The organism is Polaribacter ponticola (genome assembly GCF_026191475.2).
Taxonomy (GTDB): domain Bacteria; phylum Bacteroidota; class Bacteroidia; order Flavobacteriales; family Flavobacteriaceae; genus Polaribacter; species Polaribacter ponticola.
In genome coordinates this window covers 775,001-798,875 of sequence record NZ_JAOSLC020000003.1, presented here as the reverse complement: position 1 = coordinate 798,875, position 23,875 = coordinate 775,001, and the positions used below count along the sequence as shown (strand labels likewise).

19 protein-coding genes, 1 rRNA gene and 2 pseudogenes (1 of these 22 only partly in view) are annotated in these 23,875 nt (G+C 29.5%); 14 read left to right on the top strand and 8 right to left on the bottom strand.

From position 1 onward, the window contains the following. Positions 1-130: 130 nt before the first annotated feature. The 3 genes from dnaA to N5A56_RS08565 are packed head-to-tail and all read left to right on the top strand — an operon-like array spanning position 131 to position 2,741. The gene (gene dnaA, locus N5A56_RS08575; RefSeq protein ID WP_265725080.1) at positions 131-1,558 is read left to right on the top strand and encodes a chromosomal replication initiator protein DnaA; all 1,428 of its coding nucleotides are present in this window, start codon (positions 131-133) and stop codon (positions 1,556-1,558) included. A gap of 14 nt (positions 1,559-1,572) precedes the next feature. Beyond that, on the top strand, positions 1,573-2,034 hold the full coding sequence (locus N5A56_RS08570) for a low molecular weight protein-tyrosine-phosphatase (RefSeq protein ID WP_265725079.1): 462 nt from the start codon (positions 1,573-1,575) through the stop codon (positions 2,032-2,034). A 2-nt stretch (positions 2,035-2,036) separates the two neighbouring features. Beyond that, on the top strand, positions 2,037-2,741 hold the full coding sequence (locus N5A56_RS08565) for an SAM-dependent methyltransferase (RefSeq protein WP_265725078.1): 705 nt from the start codon (positions 2,037-2,039) through the stop codon (positions 2,739-2,741). Here the strand turns inward: N5A56_RS08565 and N5A56_RS08560 are convergent, their stop codons facing one another. From N5A56_RS08560 to N5A56_RS08540, 5 genes and pseudogenes are all read right to left on the bottom strand, one after another. Continuing rightward, entirely contained in the window at positions 2,742-3,350 is a 609-nt protein-coding gene (locus N5A56_RS08560) for a peptidoglycan-binding protein LysM (RefSeq protein WP_265725077.1), read from the bottom strand. A 162-nt stretch (positions 3,351-3,512) separates the two neighbouring features. Beyond that, positions 3,513-4,541 (bottom strand): endolytic transglycosylase MltG, encoded by a 1,029-nt coding sequence (gene mltG / locus N5A56_RS08555; RefSeq protein ID WP_265725076.1) that lies wholly within the window; start codon positions 4,539-4,541, stop codon positions 3,513-3,515. Between the two features lie 28 nt (positions 4,542-4,569). After that, a pseudogene (locus N5A56_RS08550) lies at positions 4,570-5,090 on the bottom strand (GNAT family N-acetyltransferase). A 233-nt stretch (positions 5,091-5,323) separates the two neighbouring features. Continuing rightward, on the bottom strand, positions 5,324-6,004 hold the full coding sequence (locus tag N5A56_RS08545) for a CPBP family intramembrane glutamic endopeptidase (RefSeq protein ID WP_265725075.1): 681 nt from the start codon (positions 6,002-6,004) through the stop codon (positions 5,324-5,326). Positions 6,005-6,014: 10 nt separating this feature from the next. Continuing rightward, the gene (locus N5A56_RS08540; protein ID WP_265725074.1) at positions 6,015-7,952 is read right to left on the bottom strand and encodes an ankyrin repeat domain-containing protein; all 1,938 of its coding nucleotides are present in this window, start codon (positions 7,950-7,952) and stop codon (positions 6,015-6,017) included. Between the two features lie 321 nt (positions 7,953-8,273). On the opposite strand from N5A56_RS08540, the gene N5A56_RS08535 reads away from it, so the two are divergent. The 4 genes and pseudogenes from N5A56_RS08535 to N5A56_RS08520 all read left to right on the top strand — a co-directional run bounded on the left by N5A56_RS08535 (position 8,274) and on the right by N5A56_RS08520 (position 12,238). After that, the gene (locus N5A56_RS08535) at positions 8,274-8,891 is read left to right on the top strand and encodes a sensor histidine kinase (RefSeq protein WP_337994836.1); all 618 of its coding nucleotides are present in this window, start codon (positions 8,274-8,276) and stop codon (positions 8,889-8,891) included. 82 nt (positions 8,892-8,973) lie between these two features. Next, on the top strand, positions 8,974-9,669 hold the full coding sequence (locus N5A56_RS08530) for a LytR/AlgR family response regulator transcription factor (RefSeq protein WP_265725072.1): 696 nt from the start codon (positions 8,974-8,976) through the stop codon (positions 9,667-9,669). A gap of 241 nt (positions 9,670-9,910) precedes the next feature. Continuing rightward, positions 9,911-10,903: an IS110 family RNA-guided transposase gene (locus N5A56_RS08525; RefSeq protein ID WP_265725071.1), complete on the top strand. Its 993-nt coding sequence runs from the start codon at positions 9,911-9,913 to the stop codon at positions 10,901-10,903. Between the two features lie 363 nt (positions 10,904-11,266). Then, positions 11,267-12,238: pseudogene (locus N5A56_RS08520) on the top strand (IS110 family RNA-guided transposase). A gap of 48 nt (positions 12,239-12,286) precedes the next feature. Here the strand turns inward: N5A56_RS08520 and arsC are convergent. Further along, a complete protein-coding gene (arsC, locus tag N5A56_RS08515; protein WP_420793190.1) occupies positions 12,287-12,631 on the bottom strand; it encodes an arsenate reductase (glutaredoxin) in 345 nt (114 codons plus the stop codon). A 2-nt stretch (positions 12,632-12,633) separates the two neighbouring features. After that, positions 12,634-13,305, bottom strand: coding sequence for an RNA polymerase sigma factor (locus N5A56_RS08510; RefSeq protein ID WP_265725070.1), 672 nt, complete (start codon positions 13,303-13,305; stop codon positions 12,634-12,636). 120 nt (positions 13,306-13,425) lie between these two features. Here N5A56_RS08510 and N5A56_RS08505 point away from each other — a divergent pair, with 120 nt between their 5' ends. Next, the gene (locus N5A56_RS08505) at positions 13,426-13,809 is read left to right on the top strand and encodes a DoxX family membrane protein (RefSeq protein ID WP_265725069.1); all 384 of its coding nucleotides are present in this window, start codon (positions 13,426-13,428) and stop codon (positions 13,807-13,809) included. A gap of 157 nt (positions 13,810-13,966) precedes the next feature. Here N5A56_RS08505 and dapF read toward each other — a convergent pair whose 3' ends face one another. Beyond that, complete coding sequence (dapF, locus tag N5A56_RS08500) at positions 13,967-14,737, bottom strand: diaminopimelate epimerase (RefSeq protein ID WP_265725068.1); 771 nt, start codon at positions 14,735-14,737, stop codon at positions 13,967-13,969. Between the two features lie 130 nt (positions 14,738-14,867). Between dapF and N5A56_RS08495 the strand changes: the two genes are divergently transcribed. The 6 genes from N5A56_RS08495 to N5A56_RS08470 form a co-directional block, all read left to right on the top strand. Then, the gene (locus tag N5A56_RS08495) at positions 14,868-16,265 is read left to right on the top strand and encodes a trypsin-like peptidase domain-containing protein (protein WP_265725067.1); all 1,398 of its coding nucleotides are present in this window, start codon (positions 14,868-14,870) and stop codon (positions 16,263-16,265) included. A gap of 134 nt (positions 16,266-16,399) precedes the next feature. Further along, entirely contained in the window at positions 16,400-17,842 is a 1,443-nt protein-coding gene (locus N5A56_RS08490; RefSeq protein WP_265725066.1) for a glyceraldehyde-3-phosphate dehydrogenase, read from the top strand. Between the two features lie 447 nt (positions 17,843-18,289). Beyond that, positions 18,290-18,856 (top strand): hypothetical protein, encoded by a 567-nt coding sequence (locus N5A56_RS08485; protein ID WP_265725065.1) that lies wholly within the window; start codon positions 18,290-18,292, stop codon positions 18,854-18,856. A gap of 6 nt (positions 18,857-18,862) precedes the next feature. Continuing rightward, entirely contained in the window at positions 18,863-20,860 is a 1,998-nt protein-coding gene (ligA, locus tag N5A56_RS08480; RefSeq protein ID WP_265725064.1) for an NAD-dependent DNA ligase LigA, read from the top strand. Between the two features lie 23 nt (positions 20,861-20,883). Next, a complete protein-coding gene (locus tag N5A56_RS08475) occupies positions 20,884-21,627 on the top strand; it encodes a DUF4294 domain-containing protein (RefSeq protein ID WP_265725063.1) in 744 nt (247 codons plus the stop codon). Between the two features lie 1,005 nt (positions 21,628-22,632). Continuing rightward, positions 22,633-23,875 (top strand): 16S ribosomal RNA (locus N5A56_RS08470); it runs 275 nt beyond the window's last position.

The window sequence follows — 23,875 nt, the reverse complement described above, 5'->3', positions numbered from 1 at the left end:
AGTTAATAATCAATAGCGAATTGATTTTTTTATACTGAATTTTATTCACACTTTTGTATGGCTTTAGAAAAGGAGTTAAAAAATAGGTTTTTTACCTAAATTACAACCAAAAAAATTACCTAGTAAATAAATGAATCATACTGCTGAATCCGTTTGGGCTGATTGTCTATCTTTTATAAAAGACAATCTTAAACCACAAGCTTATAAAACTTGGTTTGAACCAATTAAACCTGTAAAACTTTCCGGAGAAGCGTTAACGATTCAAGTACCTAGTAAATTTTTTTACGAATGGTTAGAAGAGCATTACATTAAATTAATGCGAGTTGCATTAATAAAACAATTAGGTAGCGATGCTAAATTGATTTATGATGTGAAAATGGAAAATACTTACAGTAGTAATAGACCACAAGTTGTAAAAATACCTAGTTCAAATAGAGATCCATTAAAACCTCAAAAAGTTACTGTACCTAAAGATTCTAGTAAAAGGGAATTAAGAAACCCATTTATAATTCCAGGTTTACAAAAAGTTAAAATAGAATCTCAATTAAATGCAAATTATAGTTTTGCAAATTTTATTGAAGGTGATTCTAACAGGTTGGCTCGTTCTGCAGGTATGGCAGTTGCAAATAAACCAGGAGGAACTTCTTTTAACCCATTATTAATTTATGGTGGCGTTGGTTTAGGTAAAACTCATTTAGGTCATGCTATAGGTGTAGATATTAAAGATAAATATCCAGACAAAACTGTTTTGTATATTTCTTCTGAGAAATTTACACAACAATTTATAGATTCTGTAAAATCGAATACTAGAAATGATTTTATTCATTTCTACCAAATGATAGATGTTTTAATTATAGATGATGTACAATTCTTATCTGGTAAAGCAGGTACGCAAGATGTATTCTTTCATATTTTTAATCACTTACATCAAAACGGAAAGCAAGTAATTTTAACGTCTGATAAAGCTCCTGTAGATATGCAAGATATAGAGCAGCGTTTATTATCTCGTTTTAAATGGGGGTTATCTGCAGAATTACAAGCACCAGATTACGAAACTAGAATTTCTATTTTACAAAATAAATTGTATAGAGATGGTGTAGAAATGCCAGAAGAAATTGTAGAATATATTGCTAAGAACATTAAGTCTAATGTTAGAGAATTAGAAGGTGTTGTAATTTCTATGATTGCACAAGCATCATTTAATAGAAGAGAATTTTCTATTGAATTGGCAAAACAGATTGTAGATAAGTTTGTAAAGAATACCAAGAAAGAAGTTTCAATCGATTATATTCAGAAAGAAGTTTCTAAGTATTTTGATATGGATGTAGCTACTTTACAATCTAAGACTAGAAAAAGACATATTGTTCAGGCGCGACAATTAGCTATGTATTTTGCTAAAAGATTAACAAAAACATCTTTAGCAAGTATTGGAAATCAAATTGGACAAAGAGATCATGCAACCGTTTTACATGCTTGTAAAACAGTAGACAATCTTACCGAAACTGATAAGCAATTTAGAAAATATGTAGACGATTTAACTAAGAAGTTAACGTTCTAAAAAAATATTTTATAATGGTAAAAGTACTAATGGTTTGCTTGGGGAACATTTGCCGTTCGCCATTAGCAGAAGGTATTTTACAATCAAAAATTAATTCTCAAAATGTATTTGTAGATTCTGCTGGTACAGCTGCATATCATGTTGGTAATCTTCCAGATGAGCGCTCTATTGAGGTTGCTAGAAAATATAAAATAGATATAACCAACCAAAGAGCTAGAAAATTTACAGTTAAAGATTTTGATGCTTTTGATTATATTTATGCTATGGATGAAAGTAATTATCAAAATATTTTAATCTTAGCAAGAGATAAATTTGATAAGGATAAAGTTAAGATGATTTTAAATGAAACACATCCTAATAAAAACTTATCTGTGCCAGATCCTTATTATGGAGGTAATCAAGGTTTTGAAAACGTATATTTAATGTTGGATGAAGCTTGCGAGGTAATAGTAAATAAATTGACTTTAAGACGATAAAAATGATTGGTAAACTCTATTTAATTCCTACAACTTTAGGTGAAACTGAACCTTTAGAAGTAATGCCTTTGTCTGTAAAAAAAGTGGTAGAAGAAATAGATTACTATATTGTAGAAAACGAAAAGTCTGCGAGAAGATTTATAAAAAAAATAACTCCAAAAAAACAACAACCTTCTTTACATATTATGTTGTTAGATAAATATGCAGAAGAGTTAGAAACTAGTAAATATTTAGATATTTGCCAACAAGGTATTAATGTTGGTTTATTATCTGAAGCTGGTGTACCTGCAGTTGCAGATCCAGGAGCAACTATTGTTAAATTAGCACATCAAAAAAATATAAAAGTGGTTCCATTAGTTGGGCCTTCGTCTATTTTAATGGCAATGATGAGCTCTGGCATGAATGGTCAAAACTTTGCATTTAATGGCTATTTACCAATTGATAAAGGCGATAGAAAAAGAGCTTTAAAGGATTTGGAAAAATTATCACAAGATAAAAACCAATCTCAAATTTTTATTGAAACTCCTTATAGAAACGAGAAAATGTTTGCCGATTTAAAAGCAGCTTTATCACCAACTACTAATTTGTGTATTGCTGCAGATATTACTTTACCATCAGAATATATAAAAACAATGACAGTAAAAGATTGGAAACATCAACAACCAGATTTACATAAAAAACCAGCTATTTTTATTATTCAGAAATAATTAGGCTTTAGCTTTTCTGTTTGCAACTATATTTGATACATCATAATCTGCAAATTTTCTCAAATACAATTTTATAGAAGCGCCATAAGCGTCAGAGAAATTTTTTGCACCGTTGCTTCGTAAAAATTTTTTAACGTTTCCTGCTCCACTTAAATGAGCAGCTGCTAAAATTCCAGATTCTGTAATTTTAATTCCATTAATAGTTTTACCAACAGAACGTTTAATGTCTTTTCTTAAAATCCATTTATTTACTTTACATAAAGCGATAAAAGCTTTTTCTTGTAATTCAGGGTTTTTTAAAAACTCTTTAGTGTTGTAAATGTTAAAACGCTCTAAGGTTGTTTTTCCAAATTGATATTTACCTAAATAACCTAATGTGTTAACAACGGTATATTTTCCTTGAGATTCTTTAAAAGCTAAAGCTTGTTTAAAAGCTACAAAGTTATTTTGTAAATAAGGAATATTATAATCTACAAACTTTGGGTAAGGTATTGGTGTGTTAATCTCTAATTCTTTATTAGAAGAAGTTGCGTTTACAAATAGTAAAAAAATACCTGTTAAAAATAAAAACTTTTTGATAATATAAATCTTTCTGTTTTGCGGTTGCAAATTTAGAACATAATTATAAATCTATTGATAGTCAGTGCGTTATTTTCGTCGAAATTGTATAATTACTCGTTTAAGCGTCTTTTTTTGATGATTTTGAACAACTATATAGCTACCTTTTATCATATAAATAATTGAAACCGCTATTTTTTAAGGAAATGATTTTTATCTATTTACTCCTTGTTTATTTAACCAAATATGATATTTAGCGGCATTTCTATTATGCTGACTTAGTGTTCTAGCAAAAGTATGATAGCCTATTTTATCAACGCTTGCGCACATATACATGTATTTGTGTTGTTTAGAATTTAGTACAGCATCGATACTAGAAATATCTGGCATTGCAATTAACGTAGGAGGAACTCCTTTGTTTTTATAAGTGTTATATGGCGATTTTAATTCTAAATCTGCCGTTAAAACTCTTTTTACAACATAATCTTGTCCTTTAACTTCTCTAATGCAGTAAATAATTGTTGGGTCTGCTTGTAGTGGCCAACCTTTTCTTAATCTATTTAAATATAAACCAGCTACAATAGGTCGTTCAACTATTTTTGCCGTTTCTTTCTGTACAATAGAAGCCAAAGCAATTACTTCTACTTGAGTCATTTTTAAAGCTTGTGCTTTTTTTAATCTACTTGTATTCCAAAAACGATTGTATTCTTTTAGCATTTTATTTCTAAAACCATTGGCAGAAATATTCCAATAAAACTCATAACTGTTAGGTATACAAATTTGTAATACAGATTTTTTTGTTAATTTATTTTTAGATAAAAACTCTTTGTCATAAAAGGAATTCAATACAGAAATAGAGTCTATTTCTAATTGTTCTGCAATTCTTTCGGCAAACTTTTCTAATGTATCTTGATTGTTAAAAGACACTTTTAAAGGTGTTTGATTACCAATTCTAAGCATGTTAATAATATCGTTATTAGACATACCTTCGGTTAAAACATATCTTCCAGATTTTGGTTTCGAAAAATTTTTCTTTGCAGCTACTAGAAGAAAAGTATTCGGATTTTTAGAAAACTCAGATAGTTTATCCTTTACATCCGTTAAACTATCACTAGAACTTACAAAAAGAACGCTATCTTTTGTAATTGCTTTTCCAAATATTTTTTGATAATAATTATAACCTATAACTCCGCCAACAAAAAGAATGGTTGCAATAACTGCGTATATAAATTTTTTACTCAATTTTTTTAATTTTTTAAGAATTGCAAAATTACTCTTTTATCAACTGAAATAAAACTTCATCTTTAAATTTTCCTTCGGATAAGATCCAATCTTTCTTTATGCCAATTTTTTTAAAGTTATGTTTTTTAAATAATGACAAACTTTTAGAATTGTCTGATGTAATATTTGCATACAATTGGTGTACTTGTAAATGAGAGAATGTATATTTTATTAGAAGGGTTAAAGCTTCTGTAGCGTATCCTTTTTTTGAAAATCTGGATGAATTAAAATACCTATTCCTGCTCTTTTATGTTGCGGATTAAAATCAAACAAATCGATCATACCAATTTGTTTCTTAGTAGATTCTTCTTCAATTAATAAACGCAATTGTTTGCTTTCGTAAATGTCTAAATGGGCATTTTCTAAATATTGCCTTAATATGAATTTTGAAAATGGTTTTTGAGTATGACTTACTTCCCAAAAAGATTCGTTGTTTTCTATTTGGTATAAAAACTCTAAATCTTCTGGCTCTAAAGCTCTTAATTTTATTTTCTTATCTGTCAATGTCACTTTAAAACTTTAAAATTAAAATTGTATGTAATTAACTTTTTAAGTTAAACATCTAATTTAACAAATAAAAAACAATCTGTCTAATACATCAAAGTTTATAACCAGATAATTCCATTAATTTATTTTAAGTTAATAAAACTTTAAAAGCGATTTGGTATAAAACCAAATCGCTTTCTTTTCTCTTTTATATTAATTTTAAAGCTGTTATTTTATTTAATGTAAAACTTAATTTTTTAAAGAAGTTGTTGTACCCATTCTGTAATAATGTGATCTTTGTTTAAATAAATAAGAGTAATTCCTATTGTATCGTAAATACCATGAATCAATACCAATAAAAGTAAATTGTTTTTATTTTTACTAAAGATTAAAGAAATAACAAAAGACCATAAAAACACAGATACAACACCAATTACTCCTTGGTAAGCATGTGAAATTCCAAAATATAAAGAAACTATAAATGCAGATGAGATCCATGCTGTTTTATTATTTCCTAATAACTCTGCTAGTGCTTTCATGTAATAACCACGAAAGAGAATTTCTTCTCCAAAAGCGGCAAATATCCATACAACAAACATTAAAATAATGTAACCAAGTAAATTTCCTCTAATGTCATCTATAGATGAAAGATCGTATTCACCTAACCACTTTATAAGTAAAGGGTCTATTAAAAATGTAAATACAATAAAAATGATTGTTGCTAATAATAAGCTCTTTAGGATAGTTTTACTTGTGATTTTTTGCCCTATTCCAAATCTTGCCCAATTATATTTACTGCCTTTTAAAATTAGAAAAATAACACCAAGTCCAAAGAAAAAGGTAAAGTTTCGATCTATAAATCCAAATAATGGCGCAATAAGCATTATTAAGATTACTGCATAGGGTTTGTTTAAATAATTATATAATTTAGTTTTCATCTTTTTTGTTTTATTTATTATTTTCTATTTTATTTAAAGGTAATTTTTCTCCTAAAAGATTCTTACGTTCAAATTCACCATTTTGCCATAAAAGCATTTCTCCCATTGTACCACTTTTCATATTGGCATCTATTACTATTACTTTTCCGTCATAGTGCATTTCAATCTGTCTATGTGTAGTATGACCAACAACAATATTTGAAATTTTAAAATGTTTTAATAATTCGTTAATTTGTTTATTGGTAGCTAATTCTCCTTGAAAGTAACCTCTGTAGTAAATTGGCCCATGAGCTCTATGAAGAAAGTTACCAAGATCATTACGTTTTTCAGGTAACTCGCTCATTATTAATTGTTTTTTAAATTCTTTATTAATTTTTTTAATAGACAACCCTTTTGTTACTAAATCTGGGTGCAAACCACCATGTGTAAATAGAATACCGTTTAATTTTACTAATACAGGACGTGTTCTTAACCAATCACCAAGAACTGTCCCAGTATTAAAAAGAGTATTAAAAGGAACGTCTAATGTTTTTGCAATTTCTGTGTATTTTGGGTGAACTGAACGTAAATTTCCATTAAGTACCATAACATCATGGTTACCTAGTAGAACATGTAGTTTTCCGCCTTGTTTTGTTGCTTGTTTTTCTAAATCATATAAAAACCATAATACTTCAGTAACCTGCGGACCTCTATCAAACATATCTCCTGCAACTACAAAATGTCCATTTCCAAAATTCCAAGCACCTTTTTTATCAATAACACCATTGTTTTTTAACAGTTTTATAAATGTGTCATATTGCCCATGTATATCACTAACAGCACCAATTTTAAAATTACCATTGTAGGTTAGTTTTTTAACTTCTTTAGAAACTTTATTAGAAATATTAGCTTTTAAACCTTTGTATTCTATAGTTTTAGAATCTTTAGAATTAATTTTTTCAGTATGTATTTCTCCTTTATTGATCCAAGTAGCAGTGTATCCAGTCTTAGATTTTGTTACATAAGGTCCGTCGCTAACACCTTCAAAAGATATATTTAGAACATCAAGAACTTCTTTTATATTCTCTTCTTTAGCTAAATCAATAGCAGAATAATTATTTTTAATTTTTTTATTTGGGTCTGCACCATTGTTTATTAATAATTTTAATATTTCAGCATTTCTACTCTTAATGGCAAATACTAGTGCAGATTGTTGCTCTTTACTTATAAAGTTTACATCTGCTTTATGAGCAATAAGTTCTTTAGCTATTTTAGAGTTTTGATAAGCAACAGCATACATTAATGGTGTTAATCCGTCTGTTACTTGATTAGGATTTGCGCCGTTTTCTAAAAGGTATTTTGCAATTTTAAAAGTTCTGTCTTTTTTTATAGCTGTAAACAGTAATGTTGAACCTTTGCCGTATAATGAGTTTATTTTATTTCCTTTTGATAAAAAATCTTTAACTGCTTCAATATTCCCAAGAGCAATCTCTTGTTGAATATCAATTTTTCCGCTGCTAGATGGTTTTGAAAATCGTTCACTTACTTGTTCTTTTGTGAGCTCTCTTACCATATAAAGCGTCAATTTATTTCCACTTACCGAGCTCCAAATACCTTTTATTCTTGTTTTTGATATTAAACCAGCAAAACTTCCTTGAGATTGAATTGTAAAACTAATTTTATTTTTGTTAATAGATAATTCTTGCATTGGTATTGTTGCAACTCCTTTAGATGCTGGTCCCATATAACCGTTTAACTGCCCTTCTTTAGTTGTTTTAAAATTCCATAATATTCCTACAGATTTTTGTTCATTTATAACAATGTTTCCTTCCCATTTTCCTTCAATAGAAATATTATTTTTTTTATCTATCTCCTGAGCAGAAAAATTTATGCTAGAATTAATGAGCGTTATAAGTAAACACAAAAACTTAATATGTTGTAACATTTTTATAGGTTTTAAATGATTCATGATTTTATTTTTTTTAATATTTGAAGCAAAACTAATTTCAAATCCTTTCTAATTAAAACAATAGGGATAAACGCATAGTAAAAAGGGGTACAAAATTAGTGATGATATGTAAGGTTATTTCACCCCACTTTGTATTAAGTTTATTGCGCTTAATAGGTTGTTTGTCAACTTCTTTTGATTTGAGGATAATTCATCTTAATTTTACAGTATGATATTAAATTTAAACAATAGAAAACGATCAATAATTATTGGATTTGCAATTTTTATAGCATTATTTCCATTCGCAATTGCTTTTTTTGAACTGATTACTACAAGCAAAGAATCTGTAGTTTTTTTAGAAAATTATCCTGCTTCAATAGTAGTCATAGCTTTTTTTATTATGCAGTTCTTATAATTTTAGGTATATATTGGTTTACAAAACAGGTAATTACATTTTTTAAACTTAAAAATGAAACCTCAAAAGCAGAATTACTGCATTTAAAAAATCAAGTTAACCCCCATTTCTTTTTTAATACACTAAATAACCTTTATGGTTTAGTAGCTGTAAATCCTAAAAAAGCACAAGAGTTAATACTAAAACTATCAGACATGATGCGTTATAGTATTTATGAAGGAGAAAAAGAAATTGTTTTACTTAAAGATGAAGTAGATTATTTAAAGAATTATATTGAGCTTCATAAAATGCGTTATCATAAAGAAATCAGCATTGATTTTAAAGATCAAATAGATGAAACTTTCCAAGTTATGCCTTTGTTATTTATCATTCTTCTAGAGAATGCTTTTAAACATGGCGTAGAGAATTTAAGGAAAGATGCATTTGTAAACATAAATGTTTTTACTTTTGAAAATAAAATTCAGTTTGATATAGAAAATAATTTTGATACTTCTGAAGTTAACGAAAAAGTCGGAATTGGTTTAACAAATTTAAAAGAAGACTAGAATTGGTGTATTCTAATAAGCATAAATTATCGTTTTCTGTTGAAGGAAATATATATAAAGCAACATTAATTTTAAACAAGTTATGATTAAATATTTAATAATTGACGATGAGCATATTGCGCATGAAATTATAAAAGGTTATTGTGATTTATTGCAAAATATGCAGTTAGAAAAGAATTGCTACGATGGATTAGAAGCATTTGAGTATTTAAATAAAAATGAAGTAGATTTAATATTTCTAGATTTAAATATGCCAAAATTAAAAGGTTTTGATTTTCTTAAAACACTTAAAAATCCACCAAAAGTTATTGTAACAACAGCCTATAAAGAATTTGCTTTAGAAGGTTATGAGCTTAATATATCTGATTATTTATTAAAACCATTTGGGTTTGATCGTTTCTTAAAAGCAATTAATAAAACATTTAGTACTTCTTTACCAGAACGTACAATAGTAGCTCAAGAAGATACGGTTACGAATCGTATTTTTTTAAAGAGTAATAAAAAACATATTCAATTAGAAATTGATGCTATTTTATACGTTGAAGCATCAGGGAATTATGTAAAAGTAATTTCTAAAAATGAAACAATTACTATTAGAGAAAAATTATCTTCAGTTTTAGAATTGTTACCAAAAGAAATTTTTTTACAAGTTCACAAATCATTTGCAGTTGCTCCAAAGCATATAAAAAGCATTGAAGGTAATAGAATATTTATAGAAGATTATATTATTCCAATAGGTAAGTTATACAAAACAAATATTATTAAATTACTGAAATAATTTTTTTAGCCTTAAAAGTAAATTTGAGAAGATTCGCTAACGTGTTTCTTTAGTTTGTAATAAATATCTTTATGTAATAACAGAGGAGAACTATAACGTGTTTTAGAATTGTAGTTCCCTTACACGTACGAGTCCTCTGTTGTTATAAAGTTGCAAAGAACCATTTGGAATACCAGGTTTAAAAAATCCCGATAAAGGAAGTAGTTTTTGCAACATATTTATTCACTCTAATTGTAAAAATATGAAAAATTACAGAGAAGTAGTAGGAATTGATGTATCAAAAAAGACGATTGATGCTTATTGTTATCATGCCCAAGTTCATAAAGAGTTTAAGAACGATTTAGTTGGTTACAAAAGCCTCTTAAAATGGGTTTTACAAGCAACAAAAGAAAGTGCTGTTTTTTATTGTTTTGAGAATACAGGTTATTATTCCTTAAAGTTGGCACTTTATTTACATAGTAAGAAAGTTGTTTTTGTGGAGGAGAGTCCGTTAAAAATTAAGCGTTCTTCTGGGATTGTAAAAGAGAAGACAGATAAGCTAGATGCGCAAGTAATTGCAAGGTATGGTTGGCTTTACAGGGAAGAATTAATACCAAGTACTGTAAAGAGTAGTTCTCATTTAGAGCTTGGTAGACTGTTAGCTTTAAGAGACCAGTTAGTTAGAAATAATGCAGGTTTAAAAGGCACTTTAAAAGAAATGAAAGTACTTTTACTAAGTTCTACAACAGATTTAGGTTGTATCAGTTTAAAACGTAGTATTGATTATCTAACCAAGCAAGTAAAGGCAATAGAAATTAGAATTGAAGAAATAATTTTTGATGATATTTCTATGAGTAAAAACTACGAATTATTAAAAAGTATGAAAGGGATTGGTCTTGTGGTTGCTTGTCAATTAATTTATCATACAGGTAACTTTACACGTTTTAAAAGTTGTCGTGCTTTCTCCAGTTATTGTGGAACTGCACCTTTTGAGCATCGCTCTGGTACAAGTATTCATAGACGAAAACAATGTCATTATTTAGGAGATAGAAAGATGAAAAGTTTACTAAGTATGGCAAGTGTTTCTGCAATACAACATGATAGCGAACTAAAATTGTATTATCAAAAAAAGTTAGCAGAAGGAAAAGATAAAATGTTAGCAATAAATAATGTTAGAAACAAACTAATAGCGAGAGCTTTTGCAGTAGTTAAAAGAGGAACACCGTATGTTGTTCTTCAAAATTATGCTGCTTAAAACAAAAACTAAATTTTATTAGGATTTGATCTTGGAATACGTATATGGTTTGTTGCGTGGTTTAAGCACTAAATTTAGTAAATAAAAACCGAATAGAAAATCCGCGAGGATTTTCGTAAGTAGGCGATAACCAGCCATTAATTATACACGTCTTAAGTTTGTAAAACATTAAATTAGATTTATAAACAGAAAGCACAAAAGAGAGGAATAAGGTTATTATACACGCAGAAGCCAAGACTTCGTCAACATTGAAAATCCCCTCTCTTTTCTACACAGATTTCGTACAGTTCTATGAGGCTATTTAGACCTCGATTTTAAGTCGTTGAAACTCGCGTAGATTGTCCTTTCACAAAACACTTTCTTATGATTAAAGACACAAAATATTTTGGGATTGACGTCAGTCATTTAGTTTTTGATGTTACAGATTCAGGAGGTAATTATTACCAATTTAAAAACAGTATTACAGGTTTTAAAAAGCTTGTAAAACTCTTAGGTTCTGATAGTCATTGTGTAATGGAAGCCACGGGTTATTATCATTATCAATTGGCTTATTATTTACAAGAATCTGGTTTTCAATTATCAGTAGAAAATCCATTATCTGTAAAAAGATTTATTCAGATGAAATTGTCAAAGATTAAGACAGATAAGAGTGATTCGAGATTAATTTGTGAGTATGCAAAACAAGTAGAATTAAAATTATGGAAAGGTAATTCAAAGCATCAATTAGAATGTTTATAAATGACTAGACTCCTTTCTACCTATACAAAACAGAGCACAATGCTAAAAAACAAGATTCATGGCGAATTGGTTTTAGGTACACCAAGTAAAGCAGTTGTAAGTTCTTTAAAACAAAGTTTAAAATATCTTGAAAAACAGATGAAAAGTTTAGAGGATAAATTATTAATTTTAGTAAAACAAGAGCATCAAGAAGTTTTAATAAGCTTAAAAAGTATACCAGGAATAGGAGATAAGACAGCACTAATGTTAGTTGTTTTAACAGATGGATTTGATCGTTTTACAAGTGCAAAAGAGTTGTGTAGTTATGCAGGCTTAACTCCCATTATTAGGCAAAGTGGAAGTAGCGTAAAAGGACGTCCGAGAATTAGTAAAATAGGCAACCAAAAGCTGCGAAATTTATTATTTATGTGCAGTTTTAATGCTTGTAAATATAACAAAGCTTGTAAGGCACTTTATGATCGAATTGTTGCCAAAGGAAAGAGTAAAAAACTAGCATTAATAGCAGTATGTAATAAGTTACTAAAACAGGCTTTTGCAATTGCAAAATCAGGATTAATATATGATAACAACTATAAAAGTACTTTAGTGCAAAATTAATGAGTTTTTACTTGTTTTTTACCACAGTACTTTGTTACCTGCTGGCTTTTATTCAGATAGTAATTCAATCACTTTTTCAATCGGTCTTCCGATTACAGCTTTATTCCCTTTAACAACTATTGGTCGTTCTATCAATTTTGGATATTTAATCATTGCATTAATCCATTCTAATTCGGAAAGGTTTTTTCCTTTAAAATTTTGGATATAATCCGATTCACTTGTTCTTATTAAATCTTCTGCGGGAATGTTTAATTTAGATAGTAATTCAGTTAATTCTGCTTTAGTTAAAGGTTTTTTTAAGTATTCTATTGTCTCAAATTCTACACCTTTATCTTTTAAAAGGTCATAGCTACATCTGCTTTTTGAACACATTTTATTGTGGTATATCTTCATAATTAAATCGATTTCATTACATATTCTGTTATTCTGTCACATCTACTAAATCCAAATTCAAATACATTGCTATTATTGGTTACTTCATAGAGCTTCTCTTTTAGCATTTCTTTTGACCTATGCAAACGTACTTTTACATTGGCTACAGTTAAATCTAAAGCAATGGCAATTTCTTTTAGGCTCATTTCCTCCACTTCTTTCATAATATATACAGATTTATATTTTATGTCTAAACTATCAATTGCATTTTCCAATATTTGCTTTGTTTCATTCCGTACCATCTTGTCCTGTGGATTTAATTGTCTGTTATCTGGAATTTCTAAAATTGTGTTGCTCCTTAAATTATCCGATTGTTCGTTTAAGTGATACAGTTTTCCTTTTTCTTTTAATCGAGCCAAAGATTCATTTATTCCTATGCGAATAAGCCAAGTAGAAAAGGAAGATTCCAATTTAAACTGATATAATTTAGTGAAGGCTTTAATATAACTGTCTTGCATTATATCTTCAATTTCAGTATCATCTTTTATGTAGCTCCTAATTACTCGATATAATTTTTGATTATTACGTCTTACTAAAATTTCATAAAGCTCCTTTTCGCCACTTAAAATACGTTTTATGACTTCGTTCTCTTTTATTTTATGATTGTTAAAATCATTGATGTTTACTGCTTCCATTTTATTGTGTCTTTTACTTTAGATGATAATTCTTAAAAAAAGTTACAAAATTTTGTATCCTTTTTTGAAATCCGCTATCAAAAGAGTGTAACAAATTTAAAATAACTAAAAATTAAAATTATGAACTCAAACGTACAATTAGTAAAAAACATTTTAAAGTACACTTTTGGTTTGGTGCCAATAGTTGCAGGATTAGACAAATTTACAAACATTTTAACAGATTGGTCTCAATATATTTCCGAAGGTTTTGCAGGAATGCTTCCTTTTGAACCTACCACATTTATGATGATAGTTGGTGTTATAGAAGTTATTGCTGGTGTACTTGTTTTAACAAAAACAAAAATCGGTGCTTATGTAGTTTCTGCTTGGTTAGTAGGTATTGCATTGACTTTAATTTTTAGCTGGAGTTATGTAGATGTTGCTGTAAGAGATTTGGTGATGGCAATTGCTGCTTTTTCTTTAGCAAAACTATATGAAGATAATCAGACTATAGCCAAAAATTAATTAGCTAATAAACTATAATTTAAAAAAAATCACGTAATGTTTAATCGTTACGTGATTTTTTTATTGTGCCTAATGTGACACCGAATATGTGTCGTTTTAATGACTTATATTCAACGTTAGCGAATTTATAAGAAAAGGAGTTTAGAAACAAACTGAATTAAAGAGAAATAGAACCTTTAAAAACAAATTTAGCAGGCCCTTTTAAAAACACATTGGTGTAAATACCATTGTTTTCTGTAAAAGAAACCTCTAAATTTCCGCCTTCTACAGGTAAAGAAACATGATTGCTATTTGTTCTGTTCATTTTATGCATTGCAATGGCAACAGCGGTAACACCGGTACCACATGCTAAAGTTTCATTTTCTACACCTTTTTCATAAGTTCTAACTCTAAAAGTGTTGTTGTTTATTTGTTGTACAAAATTTACATTACTACCAGGATCATTATAAGAGTATCTAATTTTTTTACCGTTTTCAAAAACAGGATATTCGTTTAATTCATCAACTAATTCAACATGATGCTGTGTTCCTGTATACATAAAAACTGAATTTTCATTCACTTTAATATCATCAACATTTATCATTTGTAAAGAAATAAGATTGTTTTTAATTTCTGCAAAATGCTCACCATCAACAGCCCAAAAAGTAGTCTTATCTTTTATGATTTCTAATTGTTTAGCAAAAGCAACAGCACATCTTGCACCATTACCACAAAAAGTCTGACTACCATCAGCATTAAAATAAATCATTTTAAAATCGAATTGGTCGTCATTTTCAATTAGAATAATCCCATCTGCACCAACACCAAAATGTCTGTCTGCTAAATAAGAAATCATAGAAACATTTTCTTTTGGAAATTTTTTTGCTCTGTTATCTATCATTACAAAATCATTACCAGTTCCTTGGTATTTATAAAAAGTCAAATCCATAGTACAAAGATAATGATTTCATCAACAATAAGAGTCTGTTAAAAAGTGGTTAAAGTCCGTTAAAAGCAAGTTAAACAGATTTTTTTAAAATGTTAAAATTGTATATTTGATTGATTAAAAATTTAGAATTATGAAGAAATTTTTTGGATTTGTAGGAATGGCTATTTTAGGTGGCACACTTACTTTAGGAGGTTATAAAATGTTATTTAATGAGCAGGTGGTTATAAATACTACATCTGCAGATGAAATGCAAACGGTAAAAACAAGTTTTAATCCTGCATATAACAATAAATCTGCAGCAATAGATGCTTCAACAATAGATTTTACAGTAGCTGCAGAAAAAACGTTAAATGCTGTTGTACATGTTAAAAACACAGCAATAAGAACGCAAACAAATCCTTATGCTGAATATTTATTTGGAAACGGAAGAGGAACAAAAAGGTATGAACAAGTTGGTACAGGAAGCGGTGTTATAATTTCTTCGGATGGTTATATTGTTACCAATAATCATGTAATTGATAAGGCAAACGAAATTGAAATTACTTTAAATGATAAGAAAAAATACAAAGCAGAATTAATTGGTACAGATAAAGATAATGACATTGCGTTATTAAAAATTGATGTTGATATGGATTTGCCATATGTACCTTTTGCAGATTCAGATTATATAAAAGTGGGCGAATGGGTTTTGGCAGTTGGTAATCCTTACAATTTAACATCTACTGTAACAGCAGGTATTGTAAGTGCAAAAGGCAGAGATTTAGAAGGAAACTCTGCAATAGACTCATTTATACAAACAGATGCTGCAGTAAACCCAGGAAACAGTGGTGGGGCTTTAGTAAATACAAGAGGAGAGTTAGTAGGGATTAATACAGCAATTTCATCTAAAACAGGTTCTTTTGTTGGGTATTCTTTTGCTGTACCTTCTAATATTGCAAAAAAAATTGTAGACGATTTATTAGAATTTGGTAGTGTACAAGAAGCTATTTTAGGGATTAATATAGATAATTCTGATGTGAATATTCAGGGTGTTAAAATTGGTAAGTTATCTGAAGGAAGTGGGGCGGAACAATCTGGTTTAAAATCTGGAGATATTATAATGAAAGTTAATAATGTTAAAATTTCTAAATTTTCTGAACTTAGAGGACAGTTAACAGCAAAAAGACCAGGAGAATATGTAGATATTACAGTGGATAGAAATGGTGAATTTATTACTAAAAAAGTTAAATTAAGTAAGAAAGATTCTTTTGTTTCTAGAAGCTTTAATATTATTTTAAAAGATTTAACAAATAAAGAAAGAAAAAAATACGGAATAAAAGGCGGTGCTAAAATTTTAAGAAATGCTAATAAAAGCCTAGTTTATTACGGTGTAAAAGAAGGGTATATTATTACTGCAATTAATAAACAAATATTTTCAAATGCTTCAGATGCCGCTAAAGCTTTAGATACTTATAGTGGAAAAGGAAATCCTATATATATTGAAGTTATAAATTTAGATGGCGAAAGAGAACGTTATGCTTTTAGGTAAAAAACATATTTTAATATTTAATTTAAAATCCTGATATTGTTTCAGGATTTTTTTGTAAAATTTTTTACGAAATCGATTTCGTATTTTCAAAAAAAGGAATACTTTTGCAAAAATTTTAAATTAGTTACACAACTATGTCATCACATCTAGATTACGAAAAAGAAGTTGCTTTACAAGCACAAACAAGAAGAGCTACTATAGAATTTATAAACATTGTACACGATTTATGGTATGATAAATCTATAGAATTAGTAATGTTTAGAAACCCATTAGTAGATAAAAGAGCTAGTGAAGTTTTAAATTTAATTGATTACGCTAAAGAATTTGTAAACAAACCAATTACAATTCATGATGCTTTAAGTATTGCAAAAGCTATTCAGCAAATAGATTTGCCATCATCTAAATTAGATATAGGTAAATTAGCTTACGAGTGTTACTTAAACCCAAAAGGTTGTGAAGATAAAGTTGCTTTTGTAAAAAAACAATTAAAAAATGCAACCGAAGCTAAAAACATTCAACCTAAAGATGTAGTATTATATGGTTTTGGAAGAATAGGTCGTTTATTAGCCAGAGAATTAATGACAAAAATGGGTAAAGGTTCTCAATTAAGATTAAGAGCTGTTGTAACTCGTGGAGAAATTAATCAAACTGTATTAGAAAAAAGAGCCTCTTTATTAAGCATAGATTCTGTTCATGGAGATTTTTTAGGAACAGTACAAACTGATGTAGAAAATAATGCGTTAATTATTAACGGAACAACTGTTCATATGATTTCTGCAAAACAACCAGAAGATGTAGATTATACTGCTTATGGTATAAACGATGCTTTAATTATAGATAATACAGGAGCTTTTAGAGATGATGTAGCATTAGCAAGACATTTAAAAGCAAAAGGCGCAAGCAAAGTTTTATTAACTGCACCAGGTAAAGGAATACCTAATATTGTTCATGGTGTTAATCACTTAGAGCATAATCCAGATAATGTAGATATTTTTTCTGCTGCATCTTGTACTACGAATGCAATTTCACCGGTTCTAAAAGTTTTAGAAGATAATTTCGGAATTAAAAAAGGACATTTAGAAACGATACATGCATATACAAACGACCAAAATTTGGTAGATAATATGCATAGCAAAAATAGACGTGGTAGAGCAGCAGCTTTAAACATGGTAATTACAGAAACAGGAGCAGGTAAGGCTGTTGCAAAAGCAATACCAGCTTTAGAAGGGAAATTAACTTCAAATGCAATTAGAGTTCCTGTGCCAAACGGATCTTTAGCTATATTAAATTTACAGTTAAGATCTCCTGTAACTACAGAAGCATTAAATGCAATTATGAAACAAAATGCATTAGAAGGTGACTTAGTAGAGCAAATAAAATATTCTTTAGATGCAGAATTAGTATCGTCTGATATTGTTGGTACAACAGCACCATCAATTTTCGATAGTAAAGCAACTATAACAGACGGTGAAACTATTGTAATTTATGTTTGGTATGATAATGAATACGGATATTCTCATCAAGTAATGCGTCTTGCAAAACACATAGCAAAAGTTAGAAGATTTACTTATTATTAATGAAACTAAATTTTAATTTTTTTAAAATTTAAAGTTGAATTAATTCTGATTTTAATTCAGAATCTTAAAATTATATAACCCAAAACATTATTTTGTTTTGGGTTTCTTTTTTAGAAGCTATTTCCTGCTTTTCATTATATCTTTTTTTAAAAGAATCGTCATTGCGAGTTTACGAAGCAATCTCATAATTAAAAACAGATTGCTTCGTTCCTCGCAATGATATAATTCTATAAAGGTTTAAAAAAAGGATACCATTTCAAATGTGAAGTATTCAACGATTCAATAAAAATATAATAGCAAAGTTAATCAGGGCTAAATTTATTTGCCAACTACTTGATTTTTTCTATGAAAGTAATTTTATTTCTTTAAAATTTAAAAAATAGATGAATCTAAAACAAACCTTTGTTTCAACTTTTGTTTTTACTATTTTTATCAAAAATTATATAAATGAAAAACTTCATTTTTTTAATAGCTTTAATAATTTTTTTCACAATGAATTCTCAAGAGAAATTACCTTGTTATGAAATCCCAAAGATGCAAGAAAATTATTCAGCACCAAACACTGTTGCAAGAATGATAGATGGTTTGGGGTTCAGATATTTTTGGTCTACACAGGGTTTGCGGGCAGAGGATTTAGCATATCAGCCAAAAGGTGATGGTAGAAATTGCCAGCAAACGGTAATTCATTTATACGATTTATCTAATATGATGTTACGTTTAACAAATACCAATTTTATACAAGTTAAAGGTAAATCAGAAATGTTGTTTTCCGAAATGAGAAAACAAACATTATTAAATTTAGAAGCGTTAAGTAAAAAAATAAAGAAGAATAAAGACTTATCAGAATTTTCATCAAAAAAAGATGGAAAAGTTAGCATCCCTTTTTTTAATTTAATTAATGGGCCAATTGCAGATGCAATTTGGCATACAGGTCAAGTAGCAAGTTTTAGAAGATCTTCTGGTAATCCAATAAGTTCTAAAATAAATCATTTTTCTGGAACTGTAAAAGAATAATATATAATGACAATTCAACAATTGATACTATCTTTAAGAGATGAGTTAAATAACCATAATTATAATTATTATGTTTTAGATAATACTACAATTTCAGATTTCGATTTCGATAAAAAGTTAAAAGAATTAGAAAAGTTAGAAGTAGAAAATCCAGCTTTTTTTGATGCAAACTCTCCAACACAAAGAGTAGGAGGCGCTATCACTAAAAACTTTGAAACCGTTACACATAAAAATAGAATGTATTCTTTAGATAATTCTTACTCTAAAGAAGATTTATTGGATTGGGAAAAGAGAGTTCAAAAAGTTTTAGGTACAACAGAGTTAGATTATACTTGCGAGTTAAAATTTGATGGAGCATCTATTAATTTAACATACGAAAACGGTCAGTTCGTAAAAGCAGTAACACGAGGAGATGGTTTTCAAGGCGATGATGTTTCTCCAAACATTCGTACTATAAAATCAATTCCATTATATATAAGACAAGACTTTGTTACTAATTTTGAAATGCGAGGTGAAATTATTTTACCAATAGAGGGTTTTAATAAAATGAATGAAGAGCGTGTTTTAAACGGAGAAGAGGAATACAGAAATCCTAGAAACACTGCAAGTGGGAGTTTAAAATTACAAGACAGTGCAGAAGTTGCAAAACGTCCTTTAGATTGTTTATTATATCAAGTTGTAACTTCAGAAAGAAAATATAAAACACATTTCGAGAGTTTAGAAGCGGCTAGAAAAATTGGTTTTAAAGTTCCAGAAACAATTGCTTTAGTAAAATCGATAGAGGAAGTTTTCGATTTTGTAAATAATTGGGATCTAAAACGTCATAATTTACCTTACGAAACAGACGGAGTTGTAATTAAAGTCAATAATTTACAGCAACAAGAAGAGCTAGGGTACACTGCAAAAGCACCAAGATGGGCAATTGCTTATAAATTTAAAGCAGAACAAGTTTCAACTATTTTGCATGAGATTACATATCAAGTAGGTAGAACTGGTGCAATTACACCTGTTGCAAATTTAGAACCTGTTCAGTTAGCAGGTACAACAGTAAAACGTGCTTCTTTGCATAATGCAGATCAAATAGAAAAGTTAGATATTAGAATTAACGATACAGTTTTTGTTGAAAAAGGAGGAGAAATTATTCCAAAGATAATTGCAGTAGATTTAGCAAAACGCCCTAAGGATTCTCAACCAACAATGTACGCAACAAATTGTCCAGAATGTAATACCGAATTGGTAAGAACAGAAGGTGATGCAAAACATTATTGTCCAAACGAATTTGGATGTGCACCACAAATTACAGGGAGAATTCAGCATTTTATTTCGCGAAAAGCCATGGATATTGATGGGTTAGGAGGTGAAACCGTAGATTTGTTACGTAAAGAAGGGTTAATTCAAAATTATGCTGACCTATATGATTTAACAGCTGAACAAGTTATCCCTCTAGAACGAATGGCAGAAAAATCTGCCCAAAATATGGTTGCCGGAATTAAAAAATCAAAAGATATTCCATTTGAAAAAGTATTATTTGCTCTTGGTATACGTTTTGTAGGAGAAACAGTAGCTAAAAAGTTAGCAAAACATTTTAAATCTATAGATAATTTAATGACTGCAACTTTTGAAGAACTTATAAAAGCAGATGAAATTGGCGATAGAATTGCACAAAGTATTCTAGAATTTTCATCAGATTTAGAGAATATTCAATTAATTAATAGGTTAAAGTCTTATGGATTGCAGTTAGAAGTTTCTGAAGAGAGTTTAGAAAATCAAACAGATATATTACAAGGACAAGTTTTTGTTGTTTCCGGTGTTTTTTATCAAATGTCTAGAAACGAACTTAAAAAAGCAATTGAAGACAATGGAGGTAAAGTAAGTTCATCAATCTCTAAGAAAACCAATTTTATAGTTGCTGGCGATAATATGGGGCCAAGTAAATTAGCAAAAGCAGAAGATTTAGGTATTTCAATAATTTCTGAACAAGATTTTATAGATAAGATTAATTAATCTTATTTTTTAATAATTATAAATTGAAAAAACTCTTATACATATATATAGTTTTTATTTCATTTTTTTCTTTTTCTCAAAAGAGAGAAATAGATTCTTTGCCCAAAGAATTGGATGAGTACGTTTTTGTAAAACCAGGAGACACATTAGTTGTTAACCTTAATGAATTTTCAATTTTTCCAAAACAAAGATTTAAATCAAGAATAGATGTTCGATATTATTTCTGGTTTCGTAAAAAAGTATTTAAAGTGTATCCTTATGCTAAATTAGCTTCAGATCGATTAGATACATTAAATAGTAGACTATTAAAAATTAAATCTAAAAGTAAACGTAAATCTTATACTAAGAAAATCCAAAAGTATATAGAAGGTGAGTTTACAGACCAAATAAGAAAGATGACCAAAACTGAAGGTCGTATTCTTATCAAACTAATTCATAGGCAAACTGGAGAAACTGCTTTTAATAATATAAAAGGGCTAAGAAGTGGTTGGAAAGCATTTTGGTATAATACAACAGCAAACCTTTTTAAGCTTTCATTAAAAGACGAATATCATCCAGAAATTGAAAACGAAGATTTTTTAATTGAAGACATTCTGCAACGAGCTTTTATTGAAGATACGTTAAAAGCCCAAAAAAGTAAACTAAATTTCGATTTTAATGAAATCATCAGAATAAGAAAAGCAGAAATTAATGTAGAAGAATATAAGAAAATGTTTGCTAAAATTAGAAAGAAGAAGAGAAGCAAAAAAAGTAAAAAGAAAAGTTAGAGCTTTTAACCTCTCATTATTATGTAATAGTAAGTAAAATAAAAGATATTAATATTAGTAGAAATGAAGTATTAATATTTATTAAAAGTATTTTACGACTACAACAGGTATAAATAATTGTTTAAATAGCATTTATTTACGTCGTCTTTTTTGATTCAAGCTTATTTTAAAAGTTTTTTTTGACTCTTTTAAATAGATTTATGATGATTTTATAGTTTGAATAAGTAATTATTTCCCTAATAAGAAGATAAAAGTATAAAGGAAACACTTTAATAATATATTCTTAAAAAGAATTTTCACCTTAATTATAGATTGCTTTAACTCGTTTTATAGGATTATAGAGATTTTATTAAACTACTTGTAAAAAAGTTTCATTTTTTTTAGATTGTAAGATACTCGTTTTCTTGCGGTTAAGAATTTCTATTAATATTTTTCAAAAAAACATTAAAAAAGTCATTGTTAGATTAAAAATGTGTTGTAGTTTTGCATCCGCTAACGGCAATATGTTGTTGGTTTAGTTCCTTGAAATTGTTGATTTTCTTCTTTGTTAGCTAGAGGATTTGAGTTTTTTAGTTTTGTTTTTAGGTTAAAAATAAAGTTAAAATTATTTCAGATTTAATTAGGTTGATAAGGTAAAGAGTTTGTATGTTTGCAGTCCGAAATTTTCGGCAAAAATGTTCAGATTTTTAAGGTTAAAAAATAAAATAAAAAAAAGTTATTTTTTTATTGTCGGATTAGAAATAGTTTGTATGTTTGCAGCCGCTAAGAAATACAGCAAAAACGATCAGAGAAAATTTGGAATAATCGATAAAAAGATTAGGTAGTTCGAGTCTATCATTTCTACAGATTAGGATTTACATAAGTGTTTAAAACCATGAGTGAGATATCTTAAAAGTTCATTGAAAATATTGAAATTGACAGCGTAATTAAAGAGTAGAATAACCATGTTTAATTTATTAAACAAAATTCTTTTGAAACTTATTCATTACATATTATTTAAAATATACAATGAAGAGTTTGATCCTGGCTCAGGATGAACGCTAGCGGCAGGCTTAACACATGCAAGTCGAGGGGTAACATTGTGCTTGCACAGATGACGACCGGCGCACGGGTGCGTAACGCGTATAGAACCTACCTTTTACAGAGGGATAGCCTTTAGAAATGAAGATTAATACCTCATAGTATTGCGACTTGGCATCGAGTTGTAATTAAAGATTTATCGGTAAAAGATGGCTATGCGTCCTATTAGCTAGATGGTAAGGTAACGGCTTACCATGGCTACGATAGGTAGGGGTCCTGAGAGGGAGATCCCCCACACTGGTACTGAGACACGGACCAGACTCCTACGGGAGGCAGCAGTGAGGAATATTGGGCAATGGAGGCAACTCTGACCCAGCCATGCCGCGTGCAGGAAGACTGCCCTATGGGTTGTAAACTGCTTTTATACAGGAAGAAACACTAGTACGTGTACTAGCTTGACGGTACTGTAAGAATAAGGACCGGCTAACTCCGTGCCAGCAGCCGCGGTAATACGGAGGGTCCGAGCGTTATCCGGAATCATTGGGTTTAAAGGGTCCGCAGGCGGTCAATTAAGTCAGAGGTGAAATACCATAGCTCAACTATGGAACTGCCTTTGATACTGGTTGACTTGAGTTATATGGAAGTAGATAGAATGTGTAGTGTAGCGGTGAAATGCATAGAGATTACACAGAATACCGATTGCGAAGGCAGTCTACTACGTATATACTGACGCTGAGGGACGAAAGCGTGGGGAGCGAACAGGATTAGATACCCTGGTAGTCCACGCCGTAAACGATGGATACTAGTTGTTGGGCGTTAGCTCAGTGACTAAGCGAAAGTGATAAGTATCCCACCTGGGGAGTACGGTCGCAAGACTGAAACTCAAAGGAATTGACGGGGGCCCGCACAAGCGGTGGAGCATGTGGTTTAATTCGATGATACGCGAGGAACCTTACCAGGGCTTAAATGTAGTCTGACAGCTTTAGAGATAGAGTTTTCTTCGGACAGATTACAAGGTGCTGCATGGTTGTCGTCAGCTCGTGCCGTGAGGTGTCAGGTTAAGTCCTATAACGAGCGCAACCCCTGTCGTTAGTTGCCATCAAGTAAAGTTGGGGACTCTAACGAGACTGCCTACGCAAGTAGAGAGGAAGGTGGGGATGACGTCAAATCATCACGGCCCTTACGTCCTGGGCCACACACGTGCTACAATGGTATGGACAATGAGCAG

Bases quoted from the DNA above. Each gene is read 5' to 3' on its own strand.
- dnaA (WP_265725080.1), top strand. From the start codon at position 131: ATGAATCATACTGCTGAATCCGTTTGGGCTGATTGTCTATCTTTTATA.
- N5A56_RS08570 (WP_265725079.1), top strand. From the start codon at position 1,573: ATGGTAAAAGTACTAATGGTTTGCTTGGGGAACATTTGCCGTTCGCCA.
- N5A56_RS08565 (WP_265725078.1), top strand. From the start codon at position 2,037: ATGATTGGTAAACTCTATTTAATTCCTACAACTTTAGGTGAAACTGAA.
- N5A56_RS08545 (WP_265725075.1), bottom strand. From the start codon at position 6,004: ATGAAAACTAAATTATATAATTATTTAAACAAACCCTATGCAGTAATC.
- N5A56_RS08540 (WP_265725074.1), bottom strand. From the start codon at position 7,952: ATGAATCATTTAAAACCTATAAAAATGTTACAACATATTAAGTTTTTG.
- N5A56_RS08530 (WP_265725072.1), top strand. From the start codon at position 8,974: ATGATTAAATATTTAATAATTGACGATGAGCATATTGCGCATGAAATT.
- N5A56_RS08525 (WP_265725071.1), top strand. From the start codon at position 9,911: ATGAAAAATTACAGAGAAGTAGTAGGAATTGATGTATCAAAAAAGACG.
- arsC (WP_420793190.1), bottom strand. From the start codon at position 12,631: ATGAAGATATACCACAATAAAATGTGTTCAAAAAGCAGATGTAGCTAT.
- N5A56_RS08510 (WP_265725070.1), bottom strand. From the start codon at position 13,305: ATGGAAGCAGTAAACATCAATGATTTTAACAATCATAAAATAAAAGAG.
- N5A56_RS08505 (WP_265725069.1), top strand. From the start codon at position 13,426: ATGAACTCAAACGTACAATTAGTAAAAAACATTTTAAAGTACACTTTT.
- dapF (WP_265725068.1), bottom strand. From the start codon at position 14,737: ATGGATTTGACTTTTTATAAATACCAAGGAACTGGTAATGATTTTGTA.
- N5A56_RS08495 (WP_265725067.1), top strand. From the start codon at position 14,868: ATGAAGAAATTTTTTGGATTTGTAGGAATGGCTATTTTAGGTGGCACA.
- N5A56_RS08490 (WP_265725066.1), top strand. From the start codon at position 16,400: ATGTCATCACATCTAGATTACGAAAAAGAAGTTGCTTTACAAGCACAA.
- N5A56_RS08485 (WP_265725065.1), top strand. From the start codon at position 18,290: ATGAAAAACTTCATTTTTTTAATAGCTTTAATAATTTTTTTCACAATG.
- ligA (WP_265725064.1), top strand. From the start codon at position 18,863: ATGACAATTCAACAATTGATACTATCTTTAAGAGATGAGTTAAATAAC.